The sequence below is a fragment of the Pseudomonas sp. NPDC089741 genome, assembly GCF_044748825.1.
GTDB classification, from domain to species: domain Bacteria; phylum Pseudomonadota; class Gammaproteobacteria; order Pseudomonadales; family Pseudomonadaceae; genus Aquipseudomonas; species Aquipseudomonas helmanticensis.
On the sequence record NZ_JBIVGT010000027.1, the window covers coordinates 1 to 21,592 of the forward strand.

Genomic DNA, 21,592 nt, shown 5'->3' on the forward strand with positions numbered 1-21,592 from the left:
ACCACACAGCCCGGGGGCGGCCGCTTCAGTGCACCCGTCGACGCCGTCGTCGCCCGCGGCACCGCCTCCGTCACTTTCGACCAGCGCCTGTATCGCCACGACATCATGGGTTCGATCGCCCACGCCACCATGCTGGCCAAGGTCGGCGTGCTGACCGATGCCGAGCGCGACAGCATCATCGATGGCCTGAAGACCATTCAGGGCGAAATCGAGGCCGGCCAGTTCGACTGGCGCATCGATCTCGAAGACGTGCACATGAACATCGAAGCACGCCTGACCGATCGCATCGGCGTCACCGGTAAAAAGCTCCACACCGGGCGTAGCCGTAACGACCAGGTCGCCACCGACATCCGCCTGTGGCTGCGTGACGAGATCGACCTGATCCTCGCCGAAATCACCCGCCTGCAAAAAGGCCTGCTGGAGCAAGCCGAGCGCGAAGCCGCGAGCATCATGCCAGGCTTCACTCACCTGCAGACCGCGCAACCAGTGACCTTCGGGCACCACATGCTGGCCTGGTTCGAAATGCTCAGCCGCGATTACGAGCGTCTGGTCGACTGCCGCAAGCGCACCAACCGCATGCCGTTGGGCAGCGCTGCGCTGGCCGGCACCACCTACCCGATCGACCGCGAATACACCGCGCAACTGCTGGGTTTCGATGCGGTCGGCGGCAACTCGCTGGACAACGTTTCCGATCGCGACTTCGCCATCGAATTCTGCTCGGCCGCGAGCATCGCGATGATGCACTTGTCGCGCTTCTCCGAAGAGCTGGTGCTGTGGACCAGCGCGCAGTTCCAGTTCATTGATCTGCCGGATCGTTTCTGCACCGGCAGCTCGATCATGCCGCAAAAGAAAAACCCCGACGTGCCAGAGCTGGTACGCGGCAAGACCGGCCGTGTGTTCGGCGCACTGATGGGTCTGCTGACCCTGATGAAAGGCCAGCCGCTGGCCTATAACAAAGACAACCAGGAAGACAAGGAGCCGCTGTTCGACGCCGCCGATACTCTGCGCGATTCGCTGCGGGCCTTTGCCGACATGATCCCGGCGATCAAACCGAAGCACGCGATCATGCGTGAAGCGGCGTTGCGCGGTTTCTCCACCGCGACCGACCTGGCGGATTATCTGGTGCGTCGTGGTTTGCCGTTCCGTGATTGCCACGAAATCGTTGGCCATGCCGTTAAGTACGGCGTCGACACTGGCAAGGATCTGGCCGAGATGAGCCTGGAAGAACTGCGTCAGTTCAGCGATCAGATCGAGCAGGATGTGTTTGCCGTGCTGACCCTGGAAGGCTCGGTGAATGCCCGTGACCACATCGGCGGGACTGCACCGGCGCAGGTCAAGGCAGCGGTAGTACGCGGCCAGGCCCTGATCGCCAGCCGCTAAAAGCCAAAGGCATCGCTAGCAGGGCTAGCTCCCACAATTGGAATTGTGAATACAGTTCAAGGTGGGAGCTAGCCCTGCTAGCGATTGCTCGTTTAAGAACACAGATTTATTACTTCTTGGCAGCGATCATCGCCAAAAACGCCGGCATCGCTGCTTCTTTGTCCGCTGCAATCTTCTGCACATGCGGATTCTGCTCAAGCTGCTCCAACAACGCCTTGGCCTGCGGCATCTCCGCCAGCAAATCAATCCCGAACAGCTTTTGCCCGACCGCACAGGCCAGTGGCACGCTGTAAAGGAAATACAAATCGGCAATGCTCAAACTGTCGCCCGCCACGTACGGGGCGAATTTGCCGTGCCGGCCTAGCGCCGCAAAACCCAGCTGCAATTCAGTCTTGGTCTTTTCCTTGATCGCGTCCGGCAAGGTCATGCCGAAAAACGCTTCGCCATAACAAGCGCGGCCCGGCAGCTCGATGTACAGCTCGATTTCCTTGGCAATCGCCAACACCTGCGCACGTTCGAACGGATCGCTCGGCAGCAGCGGCGTGCCTTTCTGGGTCTGTTCGAGGTATTCGAGGATGATCGCGGTTTCGTTGATGAAACCCGCGTCCACGCCGAGCACCGGGACCTTGCCACGCGGGCTGATGGCCAGAGATTGCGGGGTCGGCGTCGGGTAGAAGGTGACCTCTTCGAACGGCAGGCCTTTTTCCAGCAGCGCCAGTTTGACCATGTTGTAGTAGTTGCTGACTGAGAATCCGTAGAGCTTGAACATCACATAGCCTCCAGGCCGTGCGGGGTGGGCAGTGCCTGTTTATAGATCGCTCAGGCCAATCCCGCCAGCAGCATCACACCGCTGAATACGGGTAAACTGGCGCCTTTCCTTGAGGAGCCTGCCATGAGCGAGCCGACAGACATCGACAATGACAACGACGAAGAAGAGTTCACCGAAGCGACGTTGATCGAAGCGATCGAGAACCAGATCGAAAGCGACAACCCGCCGGCAGCCAAAGCGACGTTTAACAAGTTGACTCTGGTGGGCGTTGAGCGCGAAGAGATCCTCAATCTGATGGCTCACGTGCTGGCTTACGAGATTGACGCAATGCTCGACGAAGATCGCGCATTTGATACTGAATGGTACGAAGCGGCGTTGCGTGCATTGCCAGAGCTGCCACCCGAAAAACAGTAACCCCCCGATCCTGTAGGAGTGAGCCTGCTCGCGATAGCGTTCTGTCAGTGAAGAATATGCTGACAGGCACTCCGCTATCGCGAGCAGGCTCACTCCTACAATGTTTGTAACGTATCCATCCAGCCAACTCCCCGGCCCGGACTACACTGGAATCCGCCTCAAGACAAAATCCCTGATCTGAACACTGGACATGCCGCAAAAGCGGGTTCACCTTAGGGGCGCTGTCGTCTAATTCCTAGAAAGTCTGGAGTCCTTATGTCGCTTACCCCTGAGCTGGTTGCCGAACTGGAAGTCCTCGCACTCTTTCCCCTGGACAGTTCCCAGGAAGGTTTGAAAATCCATCAGACCGCTGCCCCGAAACATATTTCTGCCGCCAAACGTCTCTTTGAAAAAGACCTGACCGATCAGCCCGACGGCGGTTATCTGACCAGCCTCGGCCGCGACGCCGCACAAAATGTGCAAACCGTGCTGACCATTCTCAGAGAGCAGGAAACAGCCTGATTTTCCCCTGACTTCGCCCACGGGAACTCCCGCCACGGGATTTCCGCGGGCCTGCCCGGGCGTCAACCGCCACTGCACGATAAAAATCTGACGTCAAAAAACAAAATCAGCTTAAAAGTCCCGCTGCGCTAAGGCTAAACTGCCTGACATTCCGAGACCCTCTACGTCCGTGCCTGCGAGCCGGTTTGAGCTGACATGACGCGCACCCACGAAATCCGCCCCGACCTGGACGAGGGAATAGACCGCAAGGTACTCAGCCAGCTGCGCGCGCGCTTTCTCAAACTCAATGAAGGCCGCCTCGGTCGCGCTCTGGAAGGATTGTCGACGCGCCAGCAAGGCGTACTGACGCTGCTGCCGCTGTTTTTCCACGTCAATCATCCGCTGTTACCGGGGTATGTCTCGGGCAGTGCGCCGGCCGGCCTGTCCAATTATGAGCCGGATGCCAACGCGCTTGCCGAAGCCCAGCGCCTGACCCGTTCGTTTTCCTACAAGCCGCGCCATGGCAGCAATCCGCCGCGACCGATTCATGGCCTGTTCCTGATGGGCAGCCTTGGCACGCTGGCGCAGGCCGATCAGAGCGACATGGACGTGTGGGTTTGTCACGCGCCGGACCTGAGCGAAAGCGAACTCGCTGAATTGAGCAAGAAATGTCAGTTGCTCGAAACCTGGGCGGCGAGCCAGGGTGCCGAGGCGCATTTCTTCCTGATCGACCCGGTGCGCTTCGTCAAAGGCGAACGCGACACCCAGCTCAGTTCGGAAAACTGCGGAACCACTCAGCACTATCTGCTGCTCGACGAGTTTTATCGCACCGCGATCTGGCTCGCCGGACGTACGCCGATCTGGTGGCTGGTACCGGTCTACGAAGAGAACGCCTACGACCTCTATACCCACACCCTGCTGTCGAAGCGTTTTATCCGCGCCGACGAAACCCTCGACCTTGGCCATCTGGCGACAATTCCACCGGGGGAATTCATCGGCGCCGGTTTGTGGCAGTTGTTCAAGGGCATCGAATCGCCGTACAAATCGGTGCTGAAACTGTTGCTGACCGAGGTCTATGCCAGCGAGCACCCGCAGGTTCAGTGCCTGAGCCTGCGCTTCAAGAAAGCCGTGTTCGCCAATCAGCTGGATCTGGATGAACTGGATCCGTACATGGTCGTGTACCGACGCATCGAGGAATACCTGACGGCGCGTAATGAACCGGAAAGGCTGGAACTGGTACGCCGCGCCCTGTATCTGAAGGTCAACCGCAAACTGACCGGCACCAGCCGCAGTCAGGGCTGGCAGCGCTCCCTGCTGGAAAAGCTGGCCGGCGAATGGCATTGGGATCAGCGGCAACTGGCCCTGCTCGACAGTCGCAGCCAGTGGAAAGTCCGCCAGGTCAGCGCCGAACGCCGGGCGCTGGTCAATGAACTGAACTACAGCTATCGCTTCCTGACCCAGTTCGCCCGCACCGAGCAGACTGTCAGCCTGATCAACAAGCGTGACCTCAATGTACTCGGCCGCCGGCTCTACGCCGCCTTCGAACGCAAAGCCGACAAGATCGAGTTCATCAATCCCGGCATCGCCCCGGATCTGGCCGAAGACACCCTGACGCTGGTGCAGTCGCGCAACAAAAAGGAACCGGGGCAAACCCAGTGGGGCCTGTACAACGGCAGCCTCACCGCGCAGGAGTGGGAACACTTCGCGCCGATCAAGCGCAGCCGCGAGTTGCTCGAACTGCTGACCTGGTGCCATCGCAACGGCGTGATCGACAGCAGCACCCGCCTGGCGCTGCATCCCGGCACCAGCGACCTGAGTGAGTTCGAGTTGTTCAACCTGCTCGGCAGCCTGCAACAGTGCATCGCCCTGCCCTTGCCCACCGTGCCCGAAGAGCCGCTGCTGCGCGCCGCCGTGCCGAGCGAAGTGCTGATGCTGGTCAACGTCGGTGTCGACCCGCTCAAGCATCACCGCGACCTGAACATCCTGATGACCACCGAACGCACGGACTCGCTGAGCTACGCCGGTGTACGCGAAAATCTGGTGCTGACGCTGGATCAGGTCACGCTCAACAGCTGGAATGAAGTGCTGGTCAACCGCTTCGACGGGCCGCACGCCCTGCTCGACTGCCTGCGCGATTACCTCAACAACCTGCCACGCGGGCCGTTGCAGCCGTCGCTGAAGGTGCGTTGCTTCTGCCACAACCGCGCGCAATTCATTGCCCGGCGCGTCGAGGAAATCGTCGATACCGCGCAGAACCTGTTGCTCAGCGACTTGAATCACCGCTACCTGATCCAGGTGCAGCAGCACTATCACGTGCTGGAGTTGGTGCCGGGTCAAGTCAACCACGTTGCCCTCGCCACCCTGCCGGCGCTGCTCGATTACCTCGGTGAAGAACAGCCGCGCTACAGCCCGCTGCACCTGGACCCGATGGCGCTGGAAGAACACGACCTCGCGTTGATCCTGCCGATGGGCCAGCCGGAATGCATTCAGGTGTTCTATCGCATCACCGAGCAGCAGGCCGAACTGTATGTGCTGGATGAGTTCAACGCATTGTGGCAGCAACAATTGCCGTACCACGATGAACAGAGTTTGTTGGTACCGCTGCAGCGCTTTTTGCAATCGATCCTGTTCCGCCGCGAAGCCGTGCTGCCGATGGACGCCGGCCCCGAGGGTCGCCTCGAAACTTTGTATTACCAGTTATTGCCTTCCGGCCCGGGGCGTGCGCGCCGGGTCGAAGCGCGACCAGCACCGCAGACGCCGGTGAACAAGCCGTTCTATGACGTGCAGGCGATCGTCGGCAAAGCCGCACCGGGGGAAGTGCAAGTCACCTTGTATTGCAATCAACGGGAATTCAGCGAGCTGGAACATGGCGACCAGCTGTTCAGCGTGGTCGCCCGGGAGATCGTCGAGCAGCGCCGCGAAAGCGAACGCTATCGCTGCTACATCACCGACCTCGACCTTTCGGGCCTGCTCGGTGACGGGCAAAGTTCAAGCAATCTGTATCTGCGCTACAAGGCTGACCTGGAGCGCGCTCTGAACGAGGCACTCGAACAGGTCTGAGGCGGGATTAATCGGGAAAGACGCCACCGTTGACCGGCTGCGATTCGACTTCCAGCAACGTCAGTTTCAGCGATTTACCGCCCGGAGCCGGCCAGTCGATGTGCTGACCGACTTTCAGGCCCAGCAGCGCGCTGCCGACCGGAGCCAGAATGGAGATCTTGCCTTCGTCGGCGTTGGCATCCTTGGGATAGACCAGCGTCAGGTGGTAATCCTTGCCACTGCCTTCTTCGCGGCAATGCACGCGCGAATTCATGGTCACGACATCGGCGGGCACTTCATCGTGGCCGACCACGTCGTCGGCGCGGTCCAGTTCGGTTTGCAGCGCAATCACGCCCGGCGCAGCCTGGTCTTTATCGTTCAGGCTGTCGATCAGGCGCTCCAGACGTTGCACGTCCAGACGGGTAAGGGTGATGGAAGGTGCGGTCATGATCCGGGCAGACTCCTTTCTTCTGCACACAAAAAAAGCAAAACCCCGCCAAAAAAGACGGGGTTTTCACCGTGCCTCGGTGGTTTGAGGCGTCTGCGGACACTATCACAGCTCAAAAAATATACAAGCCACCCACTTTTTGCCTGGGTGAAACCCTTGTGGCGAGCGGATTTATCCCCGTTCGGCTGCGCAGCAGTCGTATAGATTTTGGGGCCGCTACGCGACCCAACGGGGATAAATCCCCTCGCCACAATGGGGTATCAAACAGAATTCTGGCGGGCAGCAGCCTGCTGGCAAATCACCCGACGGCGCTGATCGTCCGCCGAGCGCCATTCGCGGATGTCCTCGACATGCCGGAAGCAGCCCAGGCAAACCTTTTGTTCGTCCAGTCGGCACACGCCGCTGCACGGCGAAGGCACGGCCGGGCTGATGTTGCTGTAAAGCGGCTTCGGCGGACGAACGGGAGCGGTGTCAGTCACGGAATCACAGACCTTCGAAATCGAATTCGGCGCCGGCCTGCTGCTTGACGATGCGCTCGAGCATTTCGCCCAATTGCTCTTCGCTCTTGTCGCACATCCAGCGCTCGCTTTCTTCATCGTAGTCGAAGTGGAAACCACCGGACACCGCCGCCAGCCACAGCTGACGCAGCGGCTCCTGGCGGCTGAAGATCAGCTGCGAGCCGTTTTCGAACTTGACGGTGAGCACACCGGCCGAGTTCTCCATGTCGATATCCAGGTCGCTTTCGTCAAAGATGTCTTCCAGTTTTTCCTGGGTTTCATCGACCAGATCGTGGAAACGGGCTTCGGACAAACTCATTGCGGCAACCTCAAAAAATGTCTGATCAAGCTCAAGCGCCGAAAGATACGGACGCGCCTCACTGATTGCAAAGAATAACGACCAAGCACCTCAATGGCACTGTAGACACCGTACCTGTGGGAGCGGGCTTGCTCGCGAAGAGGCCGGCACATCCAACATATTTGCCGCCTGAACCAGCGCTTTCGCGAGCAAGCCCGCTCCCACAGGGGTTTGTGCGTCTGCAGCAAGCCCCGCCGGACGGGAGGGGCATCACATAGGCAAGCTGCCGGGTGGCCGGTATACTCCGGCGCAATTAACGCATTTTCAAGGATTTCGCCATGAAGCGCCTGATCTCTTCCCTTGCTGCGCTCGTCGCGGTTGCCTGCCTTGTTTCGGCCTGCGGTCAAAAAGGCCCGCTGTACCTGCCGGATGACAGCCAGGACCCGGCCGAGCAAGCCAAATCGTCGCAACAACAACCTGCCTCCAAGGCGCACAAGCACGACGTTTACCAATAAGGGATCGCCATGGACGCTTTTAACTACCGTGGCGGCGAACTGTTCGCGGAAGGTGTGGCGCTCTGCGCCATTGCCGACCGCTTCGGCACGCCTACCTACGTTTACTCGCGCGCACACATCGAAGCTCAGTATCTGGCCTTTGCCGATGCGCTGGCCGGCATGCCGCACCTGGTCTGCTTTGCGGTCAAAGCCAACTCCAACCTTGGCGTATTGAATGTCCTGGCCCGTCTCGGCGCCGGTTTCGACATCGTTTCCCGTGGCGAGCTGGAACGCGTACTCGCCGCTGGCGGTAGCCCTGACAAGATCGTTTTCTCCGGCGTCGGCAAGACCCGCGACGACATGCGTCGTGCGCTGGAAGTCGGCGTGCACTGCTTCAACGTCGAATCCACCGACGAGCTCGAGCGCCTGCAAGTAGTCGCCGCCGAGCTGGGCGTTCGCGCGCCGGTATCGCTGCGCGTGAACCCGGACGTCGATGCCGGCACCCACCCGTACATTTCCACCGGTCTCAAAGAGAACAAGTTCGGCATCGCCATCGCCGACGCCGAAGACGTGTACGTACGCGCCGCGCATCTGCCGAACCTGGAAGTGGTCGGTGTCGACTGCCACATCGGTTCGCAACTGACCACGCTGCCGCCGTTCCTCGATGCTCTCGACCGTCTGCTGGATCTGGTTGATCGTCTTGGCGATTGCGGCATTCACCTGCGCCACATCGATCTCGGTGGTGGTTTGGGTGTGCGTTATCGCGATGAAGAGCCGCCATTGGCCGCTGATTACATCAAAGCTGTGCGCGAACGTCTGAACGGCCGTGATCTGGCGCTGGTGTTCGAGCCAGGCCGTTTCATCGTTGCCAACGCCGGCGTGCTGCTGACTCAGGTCGAGTACCTCAAGCACACCGAACACAAGGATTTCGCCATCGTCGACGCGGCGATGAACGACCTGATCCGCCCGGCGCTGTATCAGGCGTGGATGGACGTCACCGCAGTCAAGCCGCGTGACACCGCTGCGCGCAAATACGACATCGTCGGCCCGATCTGCGAAACCGGTGACTTCCTCGCCAAGGATCGCGAATTGGCCCTGGCCGAAGGCGATCTGCTGGCCGTGCATTCGGCCGGCGCCTACGGTTTTGTGATGAGTTCCAACTACAACACTCGCGGCCGTGCTGCCGAAGTGCTGGTAGACGGTGACAAGGTATTTGAAGTGCGCCGCCGCGAAACCGTGGCCGAGCTGTTTGCCGGCGAAAGCCTGCTGCCGGAGTAACCCATGCTGCTGCGTTTTACCAAAATGCACGGCTTGGGCAATGACTTCATGGTTCTCGACCTGGTCAGCCAGCACGCGCATATTCAGCCAAAGCACGCCAAGCAATGGGGCGACCGCCACACCGGCATCGGTTTCGACCAGTTGCTGATCGTCGAGGCGCCGAGCAACCCGGATGTAGATTTCCGCTATCGGATCTTCAACTCCGACGGCTCTGAAGTCGAGCAGTGCGGCAACGGTGCACGCTGCTTTGCGCGCTTCGTGCTCGACAAGCGTCTGACCGCGAAACGGCAGATCCGCGTCGAGACCAAGGGCGGCATCATCGAACTGGACGTGCGTAACGACGGCCAGATCGGCGTGAACATGGGCGCCCCGCGTCTGGTGCCGGCGGACATTCCGTTCCAGGCGCCAGCGCAGGCCATCAGCTATCAGCTGGAAGTCGACGGCACCACGGTCGAACTCGCCGCTGTGTCGATGGGCAACCCGCATGCGGTGCTGCGCGTACAGGACATCAACAGTGCACCGGTGCATGACCTGGGGCCTAAAATCGAACACCATCCGCGCTTCCCGGCGCGGGTCAATGTCGGTTTCCTCCAGGTCATCGACCGTAATCGTGCGCAATTGCGCGTGTGGGAACGTGGCGCCGGGGAAACCCAGGCCTGCGGCACCGGCGCGTGTGCAGCGGCTGTCGCCGCGATCAGCCAGGGGTGGATGGATTCGCCGCTATTGATCGACCTGCCTGGCGGGCGCCTGTCCATTGAATGGGCAGGCCCTGGCCAACCGGTACTGATGACCGGTCCGGCAGTTCGTGTATACGAAGGACAAGTACGTCTTTGAGTGAGCAGAAGCCATGACCGATAAGCCTCAGGTACCCGCCCGACAGTCCGACGAATCAGCGTCCGAGAGCCTCGAGGCGGCAGCGGTTGCCGCATACCTCGAGGCGCATCCGGACTTCTTCGTCGAGCACGAAGAACTGCTGCCCGCCCTGCGCATTCCTCACCAACGCGGTGACACCGTTTCGCTGGTCGAGCGGCAGATGACCATTCTGCGCGACCGCAATATCGAGATGCGTCATCGCCTCTCACAGTTGATGGATGTCGCCCGCGACAACGATCGCCTGTTCGACAAGACCCGCCGCCTCATTCTTTCCCTGATGGACGCCTCCAGCCTGGAAGACGTGGTGATCAGCGTCGAAGACAGTTTGCGTCAGGATTTTCAGGTGCCTTTTGTCAGCCTGATTCTGCTCGGCGACAACCCGGCGCCGGTCGGTCGCTGGGTTACTCACGCTGATGCCCAAGTCGCCATTGGCGGCCTGCTCACCGAAGGCAAAAGCGTCAGCGGCAGCCTGCGTGAGCACGAACTGGACTTCCTCTTCGGTGAAGAACAGCGCAAGCAGATCGGCTCAACCGCCGTCGTCGCAGTCAGCCATGAAGGTATCCACGGCATCCTGGCGATCGCCAGCCGTGACCCGCAGCACTACAAGAGTTCGGTGGGCACGCTGTTCCTCAGCTACATCGCCGAAGTCATGGGCCGCGTGCTGCCACGGGTCAACAGCTCCCTGCGCTCGGTACGCTGAGCATGGAACGGCAACTGGACGCTTACTGCGAACACCTGCGCAGTGAGCGACAGGTGTCGCCGCACACGCTGTCGGCCTACCGCCGCGACCTCGATAAAGTTCTCGGCTGGTGCGTCAAACAGAACATCGGCAGTTGGTCGGCGCTGGATATCCAGCGTCTGCGCAGCCTGATCGCCCGTCTGCATGCCCAAGGCCAATCCTCGCGCAGTCTCGCCCGACTGCTCTCGGCGGTGCGCGGGCTCTATCATTATCTGAATCGCGAAGGTCTTTGCGACCATGATCCGGCCACGGGTCTGGCGCCGCCGAAAGGCGAGCGTCGCCTGCCGAAAACCCTCGACACTGACCGTGCACTGCAACTGCTCGAAGGTGCGGTGGAAGATGATTTTCTCGCGCGGCGCGATCAGGCGATTCTTGAGCTTTTCTATTCTTCCGGCCTGCGCCTTTCCGAACTGACCGGGCTCAATCTCGATCAGCTCGACCTCGCCGATGGCATGGTTCAAGTGCTCGGCAAAGGCAGTAAAACCCGTCTGCTGCCGGTCGGCAAAAAGGCCCGCGAAGCAATCGAACAATGGTTGCCGTTGCGCGCGATGGCCAATCCGGCGGATGACGCCGTGTTCGTCAGCCAGCAAGGTCGGCGCCTCGGCCCGCGAGCGATTCAGGTGCGGGTCAAACTGGCCGGCGAACGCGAACTGGGGCAGAACCTGCACCCGCACATGCTGCGGCATTCCTTCGCCAGCCATTTGCTCGAATCCTCGCAGGATCTGCGCGCGGTGCAGGAATTGCTCGGCCACTCCGACATCAAGACCACGCAGATCTACACCCACCTGGACTTCCAGCACCTGGCGGCGGTCTACGACAGCGCCCACCCACGGGCCAAACGCATGAAAGGCGACGATTCATGAGCATCCAGTTGATCACCTTCGACCTCGACGACACCCTCTGGGACACCGCGCCAGTGATCGTCAGCGCCGAAGCGGTATTGCGCGAATGGCTGAGCGAGCACGCGCCGAATCTGGGCGCAGTGCCGGTGGAGCATTTGTGGGCGATTCGTGAGCGTGTATTGGCTAGCGAACCGGGGCTGAAACATCGGATTAGCGCGCTACGTCGACGTGTTTTGTTTCATGCGATGCAAGACGCTGGATATGCCCATGGCGAAGCTACCGACCTGGCAGACAAGGGTTTTGAAGTGTTTCTGCATGCGCGACATCAGATCGAAGTGTTTCCTGAAGTAGAACCGGTGCTGGAGATTCTTGCCAATCACTATGCCCTCGGCGTGGTCACCAATGGCAATGCCGATGTAGGCCGTTTGGGTCTGGCGGATTACTTCAAATTTGCGCTGTGCGCGGAAGATATTGGCATCGCCAAACCGGATGCGCGACTGTTTCACGAAGCGTTGCAGCGCGGTGGCGCCACTGCCGAAACCGCCGTGCACATCGGTGATCATCCAGGCGATGACATCGCCGGGGCGCAGCAGGCCGGGATGCGGGCGATCTGGTTCAACCCGGCGGGTAAACCGTGGGAAGCGGATCGTCTGCCGGATGCCGAAATCCGTAACCTCAGCGATTTGCCAGCCGTGCTTGCACGCTGGAACCGCTGAAAAGATCGCAGCCTTCGGCAGCTCCTTGGGAACGCATTCCAATATAGGAGCTGCCGAAGGCTGCGATCTTTTGATCTTTTCATCACCCATGAAAAAGCCCGCAGCGACGGCGGGCTTTTTCAGCAAGCAAGCGGCACGCCTCAGATAGGGCGGCTACCGTACTTGTTGTCCGGCTTCTTCGGAGGATCGGCGACCACATTGGCCTCCACTTCCTGAACCTTGCCGCCGCGCGACAGGAACTCTTCCATGGCCTTGGCCAGGGCGTCGCGTTCCTTGTTCTTGGCTTCAATGCTCGGCAACTCGTCTACCGACACCGCAGCCTTGGCTTTGCCTTTGGCAGCCGGAGCCGGCGTATCGTCGCCACCATCGTCATCAGCAACGTCTTCCGCTGCTGCTTCCAGGCCTTCCTCGGCCTCGTCTTCGTCGCCTACTTCGAGGTCGTCGTTTTCCAGATCATCGTCGCTCATGTTCTACCTCATGACTTGCGAAAAGCAGATTAGTTATAGACCAGCTTTGGCAACTGTCGAAAGTCGCCGTTAAAAAATCGTTAACCACTGCTGACCAGCGGTTATGCCTCTTCACCGTGCAAGGTGGCGAGGACTTTTCGGGCACCGCCATGATCACGGTGCTCGCCCAGATAAACGCCTTGCCAGGTCCCCAGTGCCAGCCGACCTGCCGAAACCGGCAGACTGATCTGGCAACCAAGCACGCTGGCCTTGAAGTGCGCCGGGAGGTCGTCCAGGCCTTCGTCGTTATGCTCATAGCCGTCTGTTCCTTGTGGGATCAGACGATTGAAAAATCGTTCGAAGTCGCGACGGACCGCCGGATCGGCGTTCTCGTTGATGGTCAACGACGCCGAGGTGTGCTGCAGCCACAAATGCAACAGACCGACCCGGCATGCCCTGAGTTCAGGCAGGCCTTTGATCAACTCGTCCGTTACCAGATGAAAGCCCCGGGGCCGTGCCCGCAGGGTTATCAGAGTCTGTTGCCACATACAGTTCTCCGCACGTTCGGGGCGCATTCTAGCGCGCTCTGGGAAAAAACAAAGGCCCTAATATTCCTGCAATGATGTAAGCCATTGGCCGCAGAAAAACGCCCGCCGTAAACACGACCAAAGCCGTAGGAAAAATCCTTTCAGCCTTCACTTCAATGACAAATCCCGGACAAAAAAATGCCCGGCAAGCCGGGCAATTTTTTTGCTGCGCGTACTTACAGGTTGTAGCCGCGTTCGTTGTGTTGTGCCAGATCGAGGCCGACCGACTCTTCTTCCTCGGTCACACGCAGACCCATGACGGCGTCGAGGACCTTGAGGATGATGAAAGTAACGATCGCCGTGTAGATGACAGTGAAACCGACGCCTTTGCACTGAATCCACACTTGTGCGGCAATGTCGGTCACGGTGCCGAAGCCCCCCAGCGACGGTGCAGCGAAGACACCGGTAAGGACCGCGCCGAGGATACCGCCGATACCGTGCACGCCGAACGCATCCAGGGAATCGTCATAACCGAGTTTGCGTTTTAGCGTGGTGGCGCAGAAGAAGCACACCACACCTGCGGCCAGACCGATCACCAGTGCGCCCATCGGGCCCACGGTGCCAGCAGCCGGAGTGATCGCTACCAGACCGGCAACCACACCCGAAGCGATACCCAGCGCGCTAGGTTTGCCGTGAGTGATCCACTCGGCAAACATCCAGCCCAGTGCCGCCGCAGCGGTAGCGATCTGGGTAACCAGCATCGCCATGCCGGCGGTGCCGTTAGCGGCCGCAGCCGAACCGGCGTTGAAGCCGAACCAGCCGACCCACAGCATCGCTGCACCCATCAAGGTGTAACCAAGATTGTGCGGCGCCATCGGCGTGGTCGGGAAGCCTTTGCGCTTGCCCAGTACCAAGCAGCAGATCAGACCGGCCACACCGGCGTTGATGTGCACCACGGTGCCGCCTGCGAAGTCGAGCACGCCCCAGTCCCACAGCAGGCCGCCGTTACCGGACCAGACCATGTGGGCAATCGGTGCGTAAACCAGGGTGAACCAGATGCCCATGAAGATCAGCATCGCGGAGAACTTCATCCGCTCGGCGAACGCACCGACGATCAGCGCCGGGGTGATGATCGCGAAGGTCATCTGGAAGGTGACGAATACCGCCTCGGGGAACAACGCCGCAGGCCCGGTCAGGCTGGCTGGCGTGATGCCGGCGAGGAACGCCTTGCCGAAACCGCCGACGAAGGAGTTGAAGTTGACGACGCCCTGCTCCATGCCGGTGGTGTCGAACGCGATGCTGTAGCCATAAATGACCCACAGGACGCTGATCAGACCGGTAATGGCGAAGCACTGCATCATCACGGAAAGAATGTTTTTCGAGCGAACCATGCCGCCGTAGAACAGCGCCAGGCCCGGGATGGTCATGAACAGCACGAGGGCTGTCGAGGTGAGCATCCAGGCAGTGTCGCCGGAATTGAGGACCGGGGCCGCCACTTCGTCTGCCGCCATAGCAAGGCCGGGCATTACGATAGACAACAGGGCTCCTAGCCCTGCGAATTTACGCAGAGTCATATTGTTTTCTCCTGGGGCGTTGGGGTTTGTGGCGGCGGTTAAATCGCGTCGGTATCGGTTTCGCCGGTACGGATGCGAATCGCCTGTTCCAGATTGACCACGAAGATCTTGCCGTCACCGATCTTGCCGGTGTTGGCCGCTTTGGTTATCGCCTCGATAACCCGATCCAGATCCTTGTCGTCGATGGCCACGTCGATTTTCACCTTGGGCAGAAAATCGACCACATATTCCGCGCCGCGATACAGCTCGGTGTGACCCTTCTGCCGGCCGAAGCCTTTGACTTCAGTAACGGTAATGCCCTGCACGCCGATTTCGGACAGCGACTCGCGCACGTCGTCCAACTTGAACGGCTTGATGATGGCAGTGACTAGCTTCATGAAACTCTCTCCCGAATTGGTGGACTTGCCCCAGGAAAACAAACCCGACTCAAGTCTAAGCGCAGTGCCTGGCTTTGTAACGCATCGTCGGCCTTACCTGCCCGACTGACGCCAGCTAACCGCTGCTGACGAAACTCCCCGCTTCGTCTGCCGCACTGCATTCGTCACAGCGACTGCATCAGTGCATGGGTCGAAGGTGACTAAGCAGAAAGCTTGCCATCTCGCCAAAAACCTCTGATTTCAATCCCTTGGCCGCTGCCGCAAGCCATCTCGTGCAAAAGGCCCTGCGGATACGCACAACAACGGTGCGTCGCCGTCCGTCCACCTGCGCGAAAAGCGTGCATCCCTGACCGCGAGATTGACTATAGACACTGCGTGATACACTGCCGGCCATTGTTTCCAGGACATCCACCATGCTCGCGCCCAAAGACTTCCTCGACGCCCTGAGCGGCACCGCCTCCCGCCTGTTCAACGGCGACACCCCGCTGCCGAAAGCCGAAATCGAAAGCCAGTTCAAGATGCTGCTGCAAAGCGCCTTCAGCAAACTCGACCTGGTCAGCCGTGAAGAGTTTGATAGTCAGATGGTTGTGTTGGCGCGCACTCGTGCTCGACTTGAGAGTCTTGAAGCTAAAGTTGCCGAGATGGAAGCCAAGCTGACACCGCCCGCTGAATAATCCGCGCCCCCTGTAGGAGCTACCGAAGGCTGCGATCTTTTGATCCTCAGTCCTTCAACCATCCCGGCAACGTCCTACAACCTGCACCACCGCCGTCCGATTGCGCCGAAAAGCCCAGGTTTCTAAGCTCACCCGATGCTGATTGCTCAGCACCGGGTTTGGCGACCTGAACAGCTTAAGGCGCACGACAACCATGATGGCGGCTACATTTACCGCCACATCGTTTCATGGCGGTTGTGCGTGGGAGACCTTCGGGTCTGCCGGGTTCCTTTTGCTCCGGTTCGCCAACCCGCGTACAACTGCCACCCAATCGTTTGGCGACGATTGAGGGCAGCCCCTTAAGCAAGAGGAACTGCTCAATGAATCAAGAAGAGACTTATCTGACCCCGCACATCTTCACCCGCCACAAACTCCCCCTCCACGCCCTCCTCATCCAGAACCAACCCTGGTTCTGCACCCGAGACCTCAGTCGCCTGCTGCACATCTACCTCAACGAACGCATGCTGCGAAAACTCGACCCCGACCAATACCAAACCCGTAAAACCCTGATCCACAACCAGATCGAAAACACCCTGCTGATCAGCGAATCCGGCATCTACGCCCTCCTCGTCTACCACTACTGCCCCGAATACCGAGCCCTGCGCGAATGGATCACCCACCAGGTCATCCCTACCCTGCGCGACGCCCAACACCCCACCACAAGCGAACGTCCACACCTGAGCCTGCTCAGTTGGCCGGACATGACGTTGAGTTTGTTGCATTGGAATAATCAGCCGTGGATACGGTTGCAGGATGTGCCGTTGATGATGGTGGAACGGGAACAGACCAAGCGCCCAATGACGGGGCCATGGTGGAAAAGGGCTTCACGGATGCTGCAATCGCTATAAACCCGCATGCCGGAGCTGGGCCCTGCGCAAATCGTAAGTCGTTTGGAGATTCATCCAGAACTCAGCCGTAGTGTTGAGATGAGTGGCAAGGCTGATTGCCAGATCGGCGCAGATCCCGAGCTGGCATTTCACAAGCTTTTCGATCTTACTTTCGGGCCAGTTCGTGGGCATGGCCAGATCCATGACAGTCATGCCCAACGGCTCCATGAATTCCTTATTCAGAACCTCGCCCGGATGAATCGGGCGCATACCATTGCGGTCCATTTTTCGCCTCCAGAGGCTGTTTTGAGTGGCCAAACTGGAGCATCCGATTCAGGAAAACAAGACCATCAAAACCGTTTCGCCGGCGTCCTACAACTATTAGGGCATGGCCCTACAAAAATTAGCGTCTGCGCCCAGTTACGCAGCCCTTACGCATGTCATTACATTGGCAAACGAAATACGCCCATCAAGATGGAGGTATCTGTGAAGGATAAGAAGAGGAAGGAAAAGCTATTTCAGATTGTTGATTTTCACCTCGAAGCACTCCGTTTGACTGGGAATATGTCAGCCAACCAACGGCGATTTATTGAAGTTGCTGTTACATGTGGGCCAGCGCTTGAGCCAAGCGGCGTGCTGGCCGGTAGAAGGTCCTGAGTGAAAAATAAAAAAGGCGTCCATAGGACGCCTTTTTTTGTTCGGAGGAGTAGTCGCAGCGATTCTTTAGCTCCCGACTTTACGGCCTTGGGTTCAGAATCCGACAGGCTAGCCCGTCGTCATTACTTCAGAGAAACCAGCTTTCTCTGCTGCCAAAAATGCGGGGGAGCTTTTACTGGTGCCCAGTCCCGACGAATGCGCAGTTGCAGTCCTCGAGCGTGAGGATCCTTCAGTACCGCTCAGGAGTCAAAGCTCATTTTCGATCGAGAGCAGCGCAAAACCCTCATCCATACCGGTATAAAGTATTGCCTCCCCGCCCTCTCACACCCTGAACTGGCCATCTCCAACGTCCTTCACTAACGCAAGCCCAGTCCTACGAGGACCGTCCCCTACGTCTGATTACGTAAGCATCAATGTCTTCGATATCGTCTGCATATTGATCCCGACAGAACAAGACGATGCGAAGAAAAGGCAAAGGTACCGAGCTTCGAAATCAGACACTCAAATCTGAATCGCGCAAACTTGCACATCAAACAATGTCCATGGACCCAGAAGCCCTGGCAGCTGGAGTTGATGCTCTATCACTCAGGATCGATCCGATAACTCCAGTAGCAATCAACGCGTTCCACCAGTGGACCGGCCCCGTTGGGTATCCCTGGGACGCTGTTTTGGACTGGAAGACCAAAGATGCAAAAGGGCTGGACTTGGCGTTCTGGTACGAAGAAGAACTGTGCGGACTGTGCTACGCAACGCCGCGAAGAAGCACGATCTGCATGAAAATCGTCCTTTTGCAGGGACACACCTGCAAGACAAATACCTTGCGGGGCTGGATCGCTCCGATGGCATTGCTGACAACAGAGTTCTACGCCCGGAAGCTGGGGTGCACGCAAATCGAAGTACAAGAGCCAGACTCAGGCGCCATCCCTTACTATCAAACGCTGGGATTTTATTTTGATACAACCGGTCGCCTTGTCTTTCCATTGGACGACCAATAAGATCGAATCAAGCATCCCGGCACGTGAGGTGTTTATGAAGCAGAAGAAGCAGAAAACCCAACCGGCACGGGTTTCCAAACCGGGTATCGAGGCACTCGGTTTGCCGGACAGAGTATCAGCCAGTCAGCGGCATTTTCTGAAAGTGGCCGCGACCTATGGCAAGGAAATGGAGCCCGATGGTTGGCTCGCCGGTGGTGGAACCTGAGTACCGCAAAAATGACCGCCTGTCAGGCGGTTTTTTTATGCCTGAGGATTAGAGCCTTCAGCAACATCCAGTGAAGGTTCGCCCTTAAAACTGTCCGACCAACGCCCTCTCCCCAGACTACCCTTCAAGTACCCGCAGGAAGCGGCCCCCGATTCAGCTCAAGGAACGACCATGTCCCTCTCCATCGTCCACAGCCGCGCCCAGATAGGCGTGGAAGCCCCCGCTGTCTCCGTCGAAGTCCATCTGGCCAACGGTCTGCCGTCGCTGACCATGGTCGGGCTGCCCGAGGCGGCGGTGAAGGAGAGCAAGGACCGGGTGCGCAGTGCGATCATCAATTCCGGGCTGCAGTTTCCGGCGCGGCGGATCACCTTGAATCTGGCGCCGGCGGATCTGCCCAAGGATGGCGGGCGCTTTGATCTCGCAATTGCCTTGGGGATTCTGTCGGCGAGTGTGCAGGTGCCGTGTCTGACGCTGGATGATGTGGAGTGCCTCGGCGAGTTGGCGTTGTCCGGCGCAGTGCGGCCGGTACGCGGGGTGTTGCCGGCGGCGCTTGCCGCGCGCAAGGCCGGACGGGCGCTGGTAGTGCCGCGCGCGAATGCCGAAGAGGCGTGCCTGGCGTCGGGGCTGAAGGTGTTTGCGGTGGATCATCTGCTCGAAGCGGTGGCGCATTTCAATGGTCATACGCCGGTTGAACCCTATGTATCCGATGGATTGATGCACGCGAGCAAGCCTTATCCCGACTTGAATGAAGTGCAAGGGCAAGTGGCGGCGAAACGAGCGTTACTGATTGCTGCTGCGGGGGCCCATAACTTGCTGTTCAGCGGGCCACCAGGGACGGGTAAGACATTGTTGGCGAGTCGCCTGCCTGGGCTGTTGCCGCCGCTGGCCGAAAGTGAAGCACTGGAGGTGGCGGCGATTCAGTCAGTCGCCAGTGGCGCGCCGCTGACCCATTGGCCGCAGCGTCCCTTCCGTCAACCGCACCATTCCGCCTCCGGACCGGCACTCGTTGGTGGCAGCTCGAAACCACAACCCGGCGAAATCACCCTCGCCCACCATGGTGTGCTGTTTCTCGATGAGTTGCCGGAGTTTGATCGCAAGGTTCTGGAGGTTTTACGGGAGCCTTTGGAGTCGGGATTCATCGTGATCGCCCGGGCCAAGGATCGCGTGCGTTTTCCCGCGCGCTTTCAACTGGTCGCAGCGATGAACCCCTGCCCCTGTGGATATCTGGGCGAGCCGAGCGGCAAGTGCTCGTGCACACCAGACATGGTGCAGCGCTATCGCAACAAGCTGTCGGGGCCGCTGCTGGACCGGATCGATTTGCACCTTACAGTGGCGCGGGAAGCCACGGCGCTGAATCCTGCGATTAAGCCCGGCGAGGACAGCGCCAGCGCTGCCGCATTGGTGGCCGAGGCGCGGGAGCGCCAGCAAAAGCGCCAAGGCTGTGCCAATGCGTTTCTCGATCTGCCGGGTTTGAAGCAGTACTGCAAGTTATCCACAGTCGATGAAGCCTGGTTGGAGTCGGCCTGCGAGCGCCTGACCTTGTCGCTGCGCTCGGCGCATCGCTTGCTCAAGGTCGCGCGCACGCTGGCCGATCTGGAACAAGTCGATGCAATCAGCCGCGAGCATCTGGCCGAAGCACTGCAATACCGCCCGGCGTCATCTTAATGCTCGGTCAAATCCACCAGCGGCGTCTGCCGCACTTCGGTGTCGCGTCCGGCCTGAATTTCGCTGACGCGTTTCAACGCGTTATCCACAGCGTTTTTGTCGGCCAACAGGCTGTAATTGATCTGGAACTGCTGGCTGGCTTTCGGCGCGATGGTCGGCACCAGGTTCAACGGCCGCTGATAGCGACGGTTGTAGGAAAAACTGGTCCCCGGCTCAAGCCCCGTGACGTAGCCCTGCCCCTGGGTATCGGTGTTTTTCCACAGGGAAAACACCGGCAGCTGTTGAGTGTTGAAGCCGACAGAAACCCCCAGGCTACCCGCCTTGTTATGCAGCACGGTCAGGGTCTGTCCCTTGGCGTCCGCATAGGGCACGACGTTGTAAACCGTTTCGTCGTAGTCCTTGGTCGGCGCGCGATACGTCTGCCAGTCGGCCAGTTCGCCCTTGGCCTTGTCGTTAAAGGGCGAGACCTGTTTGACCGGTGCCGCAAACCGCGCGCCTTGCTCAAGAAACGGCGTACTGAAGTTACTGTGATACAGCGCCTGATATTCTTTCGGATAGTCGCCATTGTTGGTCAGCGTATCGTTAAGCGCGAACGCGGTGCTGCCGGGCACCGTGACCAGTTCGGTCGCGACGGAGAAGTCGACCTTCTTGAACGCCTGCTCTTTCAATTCGCCACGCAGGCTGATGCCATACGGCGGCTTCTCATCGATGTGCAGGCTGACTTTACTCGCCGGAATGTTCGCGGCGCGACCGTGCAGGGTCAGCAGCTCACCGTTGTCCATACCCGGATGGCCAACCCATTCGTAACCGCAGCGGGTGACCATTTCGTTGAAGCCTTCCAGCCAGCCCAGACCACCACGGCCATTGAGTTCAATAAAGGCCGGATTGACCACTTCCTTGACCGGCGAATCCCAGCCCATGCGCACAGCGCCGACCGTTGCCTGCAAGACATTCATGCCGCGAGTCGGCACCACCGAGAGCTTCATCACGCCGTTATCGATATCAACAATGCTCACACCTTCCTGCCGACCGCCATGCAGGGTGCGCAGGGTCACGGAGAAGGCTTTGTCGGTTTTGATGCCCAGTTGCTCACTGGTAATGCTCCAGTTTTGCGCAGGCTTGTCGGTGTCGAGCAGGACGTAATCCCAAGCCATGGCTTGGGAAGCTGCCGCCATCGTGGCGAGGGCAATAGCGAGTTTGAGCGAATTCATGAGCGTGCCTTTTATTGGAGTTGTAGGTTTTTTATAGCGCTGATGAATCGTTTCAGCAAGCGTAAATAAACCAGATCCAGGCGGCTCTTTGGTGAGTGACGAATTAATCCCGAGCGAGGCGCGCGTTC

Annotated in this window: 25 protein-coding genes; 15 read left to right on the forward strand and 10 right to left on the reverse strand. The window is 59.3% G+C overall.

Annotated features, from left to right (window positions below):
• A partial coding sequence (gene argH, locus ACIPZE_RS21515; RefSeq protein ID WP_400775147.1) for an argininosuccinate lyase occupies positions 1–1,380 on the forward strand: 1,380 nt, incomplete at its 5' end.
• Between the two features lie 109 nt (positions 1,381–1,489).
• Here argH and ACIPZE_RS21520 read toward each other — a convergent pair.
• Positions 1,490–2,149, reverse strand: a complete 660-nt coding sequence (locus ACIPZE_RS21520; RefSeq protein ID WP_400775148.1) for a glutathione S-transferase family protein — start codon at positions 2,147–2,149, stop codon at positions 1,490–1,492.
• 123 nt (positions 2,150–2,272) lie between these two features.
• Between ACIPZE_RS21520 and ACIPZE_RS21525 the strand changes: the two genes are divergently transcribed.
• The 3 genes from ACIPZE_RS21525 (at position 2,273) to ACIPZE_RS21535 (ending at position 6,103) form a co-directional block, all read left to right on the forward strand.
• Entirely contained in the window at positions 2,273–2,563 is a 291-nt protein-coding gene (locus ACIPZE_RS21525) for a hypothetical protein (protein ID WP_150648999.1), read from the forward strand.
• A 255-nt stretch (positions 2,564–2,818) separates the two neighbouring features.
• Positions 2,819–3,064 (forward strand): TIGR02647 family protein, encoded by a 246-nt coding sequence (locus tag ACIPZE_RS21530; protein WP_008084565.1) that lies wholly within the window; start codon positions 2,819–2,821, stop codon positions 3,062–3,064.
• A gap of 195 nt (positions 3,065–3,259) precedes the next feature.
• Positions 3,260–6,103 (forward strand): class I adenylate cyclase, encoded by a 2,844-nt coding sequence (locus ACIPZE_RS21535; protein WP_283438381.1) that lies wholly within the window; start codon positions 3,260–3,262, stop codon positions 6,101–6,103.
• A gap of 7 nt (positions 6,104–6,110) precedes the next feature.
• Here ACIPZE_RS21535 and rnk read toward each other — a convergent pair whose 3' ends face one another.
• The 3 genes from rnk to cyaY all read right to left on the reverse strand — a co-directional run bounded on the left by rnk (position 6,111) and on the right by cyaY (position 7,346).
• On the reverse strand, positions 6,111–6,530 hold the full coding sequence (gene rnk / locus ACIPZE_RS21540; protein ID WP_283438380.1) for a nucleoside diphosphate kinase regulator: 420 nt from the start codon (positions 6,528–6,530) through the stop codon (positions 6,111–6,113).
• 260 nt (positions 6,531–6,790) lie between these two features.
• Positions 6,791–7,009 carry a DUF1289 domain-containing protein gene (locus tag ACIPZE_RS21545; protein WP_283438379.1) on the reverse strand — a complete coding sequence of 73 codons (219 nt, stop codon included), beginning with the start codon at positions 7,007–7,009 and terminating at the stop codon, positions 6,791–6,793.
• Positions 7,010–7,013: 4 nt separating this feature from the next.
• Positions 7,014–7,346: an iron donor protein CyaY gene (cyaY, locus tag ACIPZE_RS21550; protein WP_007911100.1), complete on the reverse strand. Its 333-nt coding sequence runs from the start codon at positions 7,344–7,346 to the stop codon at positions 7,014–7,016.
• Between the two features lie 317 nt (positions 7,347–7,663).
• On the opposite strand from cyaY, the gene ACIPZE_RS21555 reads away from it, so the two are divergent.
• Genes ACIPZE_RS21555 through ACIPZE_RS21580 form a run of 6 tightly spaced genes read left to right on the forward strand, consistent with a single transcriptional unit; the run spans position 7,664 to position 12,267 of the window.
• On the forward strand, positions 7,664–7,840 hold the full coding sequence (locus tag ACIPZE_RS21555; protein ID WP_129396033.1) for a lipoprotein: 177 nt from the start codon (positions 7,664–7,666) through the stop codon (positions 7,838–7,840).
• 9 nt (positions 7,841–7,849) lie between these two features.
• The gene (lysA, locus tag ACIPZE_RS21560; protein WP_129396034.1) at positions 7,850–9,097 is read left to right on the forward strand and encodes a diaminopimelate decarboxylase; all 1,248 of its coding nucleotides are present in this window, start codon (positions 7,850–7,852) and stop codon (positions 9,095–9,097) included.
• Between the two features lie 3 nt (positions 9,098–9,100).
• Positions 9,101–9,931 (forward strand): diaminopimelate epimerase, encoded by an 831-nt coding sequence (gene dapF / locus ACIPZE_RS21565; RefSeq protein WP_129396035.1) that lies wholly within the window; start codon positions 9,101–9,103, stop codon positions 9,929–9,931.
• Between the two features lie 13 nt (positions 9,932–9,944).
• Entirely contained in the window at positions 9,945–10,670 is a 726-nt protein-coding gene (locus ACIPZE_RS21570) for a DUF484 family protein (RefSeq protein ID WP_283438378.1), read from the forward strand.
• A gap of 2 nt (positions 10,671–10,672) precedes the next feature.
• Positions 10,673–11,572, forward strand: a complete 900-nt coding sequence (gene xerC / locus ACIPZE_RS21575) for a tyrosine recombinase XerC (RefSeq protein ID WP_129396037.1) — start codon at positions 10,673–10,675, stop codon at positions 11,570–11,572.
• A complete protein-coding gene (locus ACIPZE_RS21580) occupies positions 11,569–12,267 on the forward strand; it encodes an HAD family hydrolase (protein WP_400775156.1) in 699 nt (232 codons plus the stop codon). The genes xerC and ACIPZE_RS21580 overlap by 4 nt, the downstream gene beginning before the upstream one ends.
• 140 nt (positions 12,268–12,407) lie before the next feature.
• Here ACIPZE_RS21580 and sutA read toward each other — a convergent pair whose 3' ends face one another.
• The 4 genes from sutA to glnK form a co-directional block, all read right to left on the reverse strand.
• Positions 12,408–12,734, reverse strand: coding sequence for a transcriptional regulator SutA (gene sutA / locus ACIPZE_RS21585; protein ID WP_007920420.1), 327 nt, complete (start codon positions 12,732–12,734; stop codon positions 12,408–12,410).
• 101 nt (positions 12,735–12,835) lie between these two features.
• Positions 12,836–13,261, reverse strand: a complete 426-nt coding sequence (locus ACIPZE_RS21590; protein ID WP_283438376.1) for a secondary thiamine-phosphate synthase enzyme YjbQ — start codon at positions 13,259–13,261, stop codon at positions 12,836–12,838.
• A gap of 215 nt (positions 13,262–13,476) precedes the next feature.
• Complete coding sequence (locus ACIPZE_RS21595; protein WP_201229222.1) at positions 13,477–14,814, reverse strand: ammonium transporter; 1,338 nt, start codon at positions 14,812–14,814, stop codon at positions 13,477–13,479.
• Positions 14,815–14,852: 38 nt separating this feature from the next.
• Positions 14,853–15,191 carry a P-II family nitrogen regulator gene (gene glnK / locus ACIPZE_RS21600; RefSeq protein WP_002555808.1) on the reverse strand — a complete coding sequence of 113 codons (339 nt, stop codon included), beginning with the start codon at positions 15,189–15,191 and terminating at the stop codon, positions 14,853–14,855.
• A gap of 413 nt (positions 15,192–15,604) precedes the next feature.
• Here glnK and ACIPZE_RS21605 point away from each other — a divergent pair, with 413 nt between their 5' ends.
• Positions 15,605–15,865 (forward strand): accessory factor UbiK family protein, encoded by a 261-nt coding sequence (locus ACIPZE_RS21605; protein WP_008086041.1) that lies wholly within the window; start codon positions 15,605–15,607, stop codon positions 15,863–15,865.
• A gap of 359 nt (positions 15,866–16,224) precedes the next feature.
• Positions 16,225–16,752, forward strand: a complete 528-nt coding sequence (locus ACIPZE_RS21610) for a Bro-N domain-containing protein (protein ID WP_400775159.1) — start codon at positions 16,225–16,227, stop codon at positions 16,750–16,752.
• Here the strand turns inward: ACIPZE_RS21610 and ACIPZE_RS21615 are convergent.
• Positions 16,747–17,016: a HigA family addiction module antitoxin gene (locus ACIPZE_RS21615; RefSeq protein ID WP_400775161.1), complete on the reverse strand. Its 270-nt coding sequence runs from the start codon at positions 17,014–17,016 to the stop codon at positions 16,747–16,749. The two genes, ACIPZE_RS21610 and ACIPZE_RS21615, sit on opposite strands and share 6 nt — an antisense overlap.
• 914 nt (positions 17,017–17,930) lie before the next feature.
• Between ACIPZE_RS21615 and ACIPZE_RS21620 the strand changes: the two genes are divergently transcribed.
• The 3 genes from ACIPZE_RS21620 (at position 17,931) to ACIPZE_RS21630 (ending at position 20,253) form a co-directional block, all read left to right on the forward strand.
• On the forward strand, positions 17,931–18,383 hold the full coding sequence (locus ACIPZE_RS21620) for an N-acetyltransferase (RefSeq protein ID WP_224794712.1): 453 nt from the start codon (positions 17,931–17,933) through the stop codon (positions 18,381–18,383).
• Between the two features lie 34 nt (positions 18,384–18,417).
• Entirely contained in the window at positions 18,418–18,588 is a 171-nt protein-coding gene (locus tag ACIPZE_RS21625; protein ID WP_283438372.1) for a hypothetical protein, read from the forward strand.
• A 171-nt stretch (positions 18,589–18,759) separates the two neighbouring features.
• Positions 18,760–20,253, forward strand: coding sequence for a YifB family Mg chelatase-like AAA ATPase (locus ACIPZE_RS21630; protein ID WP_400775164.1), 1,494 nt, complete (start codon positions 18,760–18,762; stop codon positions 20,251–20,253).
• Here ACIPZE_RS21630 and ACIPZE_RS21635 read toward each other — a convergent pair.
• Entirely contained in the window at positions 20,250–21,464 is a 1,215-nt protein-coding gene (locus tag ACIPZE_RS21635; protein WP_400775167.1) for an aldose 1-epimerase family protein, read from the reverse strand. The two genes, ACIPZE_RS21630 and ACIPZE_RS21635, sit on opposite strands and share 4 nt — an antisense overlap.
• Positions 21,465–21,592 lie beyond the last annotated feature (128 nt).